This is a genomic window from Dietzia papillomatosis NBRC 105045 (assembly GCF_001570845.1).
Classification (GTDB): Bacteria; Actinomycetota; Actinomycetes; order Mycobacteriales; family Mycobacteriaceae; genus Dietzia; species Dietzia cinnamea.
Genome location: NZ_BCSL01000083.1, coordinates 1 through 4,409, shown reverse-complemented (window position 1 = coordinate 4,409; position 4,409 = coordinate 1). Strand labels below are relative to the sequence as shown.

Here is a 4,409-nt window from a genome sequence, read left to right as displayed (position 1 = left end):
GTCTAACGCGATCCCTTCGAGCGTGTCTCGAAGAAGGGGTCGGCGCTCGCCCCGCAGTCGCATAAGCACGTAGCGCAGGGGATGAGCGCGAGTGTGGGGTGTCGGCGACGCCTTATAGGCTGACCGCGATGTTCAACGACGCTGCGCGGGTGGCCTTTGCGGATGAGTCATTCCACGAGGCTGACCACGGCGGATTCTATGTCCTTGCAGCTGCGGTGTTTGACGAAGCTACCCATGAGGCGGTGCGCGCCTGCATGCAAGGGCTCCGAGGGAAACGCCGGTCTTCGAAGTTGCACTGGAATGAGATGGACGCTCGCCAGCAAACCACTGCCGCACAGACCGTCGCCGCGCTAGACGGCTTCCATATCGTCACCGTGGGCACGCCGGTGCCACGCAGACGCCAAGAACGCGCGCGAGCTATGTGCCTGACCCGCCTGGTTACCGAGCTGCACAGCTACTCCGTCACGGACCTCGTGATTGAATCTCGAACGGTCCAACTCAACGAGCGCGACATCAAGACGGTCCAAGGAGCCAGGTTCTCGCTCCCGGTGGGAACGCGCTTCCACGTCACCCACGTGCCGGGCGATCAAGAGCCTCTCCTGTGGTCCGCCGACATCGTGGCCGGCGCCGTCCGCGCCCACCATCAAGGAAACGGGACCTACCGCAAAAAACTGGAACGGTGCCTCTACGAAGTGGAACTAGCCACCGGCAGCTGACGAACTCCTGACATGCGTAAGGCCAGGGTCCCGGTCTGCCCCAGGTGCACCTGGCCTTGCGACTCGCCCAACACCCACGGTGTCGCGCTCATACCCCACGATACCCGGCCACGCCCCGAATGCAATACAGCGAGGAGCCCCGCCGAAGTGCACTCCGGGCCTGGGTCTGCCCGGAAAGCCATGCCGTGTGTGACCACCAAGGACACCACTCCGATGAGGGGCACACTTCTTTCCCACAAGACTCACGAATGCAAAATAACTAGACGATGCCCGGTCACTACATGTGGTGCATACTGGCGCCGTAGTAGAAACGACCTCATCAGGGAGAATCAATGGCACAACACTTGCACGTGAGATTCATCGACGACCTCGACGGCACCGACCTTGGCAACAAAGCAAACACCATCACTTTTTCGTTCGAGGGCAAGGACTATTCCATAGACCTCAGCGAGGCTAACGCTGATACTTTCCGCGAGGCAATGAAGCCGTACATCAATGGCGGCCGCCGAGCCACCGGGAGTAAGACCAAGACCTCCCGCAGATCCACCACTTCAGCCGATGAGACCAAGCGGGTTCGCGAATGGGCTCGCTCCAACGGGCATGAGGTCTCCGACCGCGGGCGCATTCCCGCCGAGGTGATGCAGGCGTACACCGCCGCAAACTGATCAGGCGAGGCGCCGCCACTGGGGCGGCCAAGACGGTCTGCCAGCGCGGCCCACGAGCGGCCTGATCGATTACCAATACCCAGCTCTACCAGCTGATTTACAGCGCCGATAACTTACCTTATGTAAAGTTAACGGTGTTGAGTTGTCGATCGCGCGAACTCGACCACTCCCCGAGTTGCCCACACGTCGTCCGACTTCGGACCGCACGTGACCTGCGCGTGGGCGGGCATCGAGTCGTTGCTTCGCCAACTGCCGAACGTTGAACGCAGGTCGATGACGGAACGGCGGATACTGCTGCTACCTGCGGCCCTTTGTCGAAATTCAGGTTGTTCGCGACACTTTCGCACATACCGCGAGTCGCTAAACGATCGTGCGGAATGCGCAGCCGGGTCTTCTTCCAGGGCTGGCGCAGGTGAACTGGCCGCATCTGTGCCCCATAACCCAGCCCGCTCTGGAAACTCGACACCTCAGAACCCGGCATCTGATCAGTAGCCCTTCTCGCGGAGTGGTTGCCAGCCGGTGCCTCCACTGCGACAGAGCTACGGGCCGTGTTTGGCATTAGTAGCGCTCCTGCCGGCGGGCCGAGTACTGTCCCGGGCAAGGTAGCCCCGCGCCCGATGGCTTCGTCCATCGGTTCCCCGAGTGCGTGGGGTACGTACATGAACTACGGCATCACTGGTCGCGCCGCCGACGCGAACTTCATCGTCGAATCGATTCTCTCGGGAGCCGCACCATGGCTCCAGCTCTCATCAGAAACAACCCTGGAGTACGCCTTCTTCGGAGGCAACAGCCCGTTCGCCAACTGGGTGGGCGACGACCCGTACGCGTGGGAAGCGTGGCCCACTTCGGAGTCACTATTCCTCACCAACGACCTCGGCGAGAGGATCCGTACTTGGGTGCGAGAGTTCACACGGTGTGCGCATACCAATTGCTGCGGTCTACCGGCAGTCGGTGATTCAACGTTCGTCGACACCGCTCTCGAAGGACTCAGGCTGGCCGATCTCATCAGAAACGAGCTTCCCTACTACTACGTGGAAGCGACCTTCTTCGACTCGGTTCCCCAGGCTGTCATTGATCGGGTCGACGCCGAAGTCCCCGACCGGTCAGGGTATCGCAAGCTCGATGGTAGGACGGACGTGATCGACCGGAAGGCCATGCCGTTTCAACCATTCGGCAGTGGCCAGATGCCGCCCGAACTGTCGACATTGTCGGCTGCAATCAAAGCCAACGTGGAGCGTTACGGTGGCCATGTGGTGGACTCAGCCGGAGATATCTGGGACAAGCTGGACGCTTGGCAACTCCAGTACACCGAGAACTTCGTCGGTCTTCCAATGGAGCGGGGCGAACCACCTAGGTGGCAACCCGGCTTCGACCGTCTCGGCTGGATGGCCGAAGGACTAGCCCTGCAACACGAGGCCGACACCGTTTTAGAAGGCACACACCTGACCTGCGGAGCAGCCTACCTCGCAATCTCCAAAGAGGAGTGGGACTCGATGCTTGCCGCGTACCTCGCCCCCCATTCCGTAGGACTGAGCGAGGCGGCATCGTCAGCGGCTAAGGAGTGCAATGAAAAGACGCCATAGAATAGCTACCGGCGTTGGACCAGTGTGCTGGGCCTGGGACGTCGGAGATCCGCGGATGATCGCCGGGGCTGCTGACTTCGTCTTCGTTGCGAAAGTAGTCGCGATCCGCCGCGAGGTAAGCGAAAGTCTTCGTGCGGGAATCAAGGCCGAAGACTCCAACGAGATCATCACCGTATCGCACCCCGAGTACAGAGCTACTGTTCGAATTATTGAACATCTCAAGGGCCGAGCTGATGACTCGCTCCAAGTGACGTTCCCACCAGCGCTACTCCAAGACAGGTCCGACCCGCTGAAGTCACCGGTGTCGACGCAGCACACCTACGTTCTGGCAGTAGTCAGCTCTCGTGCCGGCACGAAGCTCTCCGTTTTGCCAGGATGCGGAATCCTGGCAGTAGACGATACCGGCGATGAGACACGAGCAAACGCGGGCCTCATCGCCGATTCCAGAGGCAGCCAACATGAACACCTGCCAGTGACAGAACTCATGCGTTGGGCGATCAGCAACGCCGTCCCTTTCAAGGAAGGCATGCCCGCCGCCAGCTCTTGAAGCTTGAAGACGGTCCCCCAGGCCGGCGCCATTCCGGCCGGTAACCAAATACTATGACAAGCTGGGGTCTGAGAGCGCTCTCCGGCCGAGTCGTCGGATGCGCAATCGGGTTGGGTGCGCGCCCTGGTAAGTGGCCTTCAGCAGACCAGCCAGGTTTCCCCTAGCCTCATTCGTAGCGTGACGCGCTCGCCACCTTCGGTGAGGCCGGTCGCTTCGACGAGGCCGTCTGGTCTGACGACTTGCTTGCTGGCCTTCACCCAGGTGTGTTGCGATTCGGAATAGACCTCGGAATGGTCCCCGAGACCGTTCACGGTCCAGTATCGCTGCGCCAATCTGGTCTCCTGTCCTTGGCCGCCTCGGGCCGCGCGCCCGAGATGGTGTCGCCGGAAGAAGAGAAAGCCTCATGTTAGCCCTGAAAGCTGCGGTTGTAGGCCCGCAGCGCCTCGCAGAACTGTCTTGATTCCCCGGCAGGGGCGGCACCGATTTGCCCGGGACGATGGCGGGGTCCCCAGGGTGCAAGACCGGTGGATCAGGGTCGAAGGTTGGGCGCTGGCCCACCCCCGGTGCATGTCCCCTCCGCGAGGTTCGACACTGGCCAGCTGGGATTGAGATATGCGGTCACGAGCGGATCCGGCGCCCCACCACCCCGCTGCCGATCTCGACAAGCGTGCGGCACCCCCGAAAAGAGAGCTGGCCACGTCGTAACCCGTGTCCGCGACTGCCGAACCGGACTCGTACAGACTCGATCCGGTGCTGAGCTGGCTGAGGATGGTGGAGATCATGCGGTCAACCGGAGCTCAGTCGTCAAGCGATGCCAGCCACGTTCGGATCACCCTCCTCGACCGCCGCCGCTTAAGCAGGCCCCAGCCACCACCACAATTTCAGACAGACCATCGTG

4 protein-coding genes are annotated in these 4,409 nt (G+C 61.5%); all 4 read left to right on the top strand.

Features of this window, described 5'->3' with window-relative positions; translation table 11 throughout:
• Positions 1-128: 128 nt before the first annotated feature.
• The 4 genes from DPA01S_RS15795 to DPA01S_RS16895 all read left to right on the top strand — a co-directional run bounded on the left by DPA01S_RS15795 (position 129) and on the right by DPA01S_RS16895 (position 3,511).
• Positions 129-716: a DUF3800 domain-containing protein gene (locus DPA01S_RS15795; protein ID WP_061917854.1), complete on the top strand. Its 588-nt coding sequence runs from the start codon at positions 129-131 to the stop codon at positions 714-716.
• Between the two features lie 332 nt (positions 717-1,048).
• Positions 1,049-1,381, top strand: a complete 333-nt coding sequence (locus tag DPA01S_RS15790) for a histone-like nucleoid-structuring protein Lsr2 (protein ID WP_061917851.1) — start codon at positions 1,049-1,051, stop codon at positions 1,379-1,381.
• A 659-nt stretch (positions 1,382-2,040) separates the two neighbouring features.
• On the top strand, positions 2,041-2,964 hold the full coding sequence (locus tag DPA01S_RS15785) for a hypothetical protein (protein WP_153038760.1): 924 nt from the start codon (positions 2,041-2,043) through the stop codon (positions 2,962-2,964).
• Between the two features lie 55 nt (positions 2,965-3,019).
• Positions 3,020-3,511 carry a hypothetical protein gene (locus tag DPA01S_RS16895; RefSeq protein WP_153038761.1) on the top strand — a complete coding sequence of 164 codons (492 nt, stop codon included), beginning with the start codon at positions 3,020-3,022 and terminating at the stop codon, positions 3,509-3,511.
• The last annotated feature ends 898 nt before the right edge of the window (positions 3,512-4,409 follow it).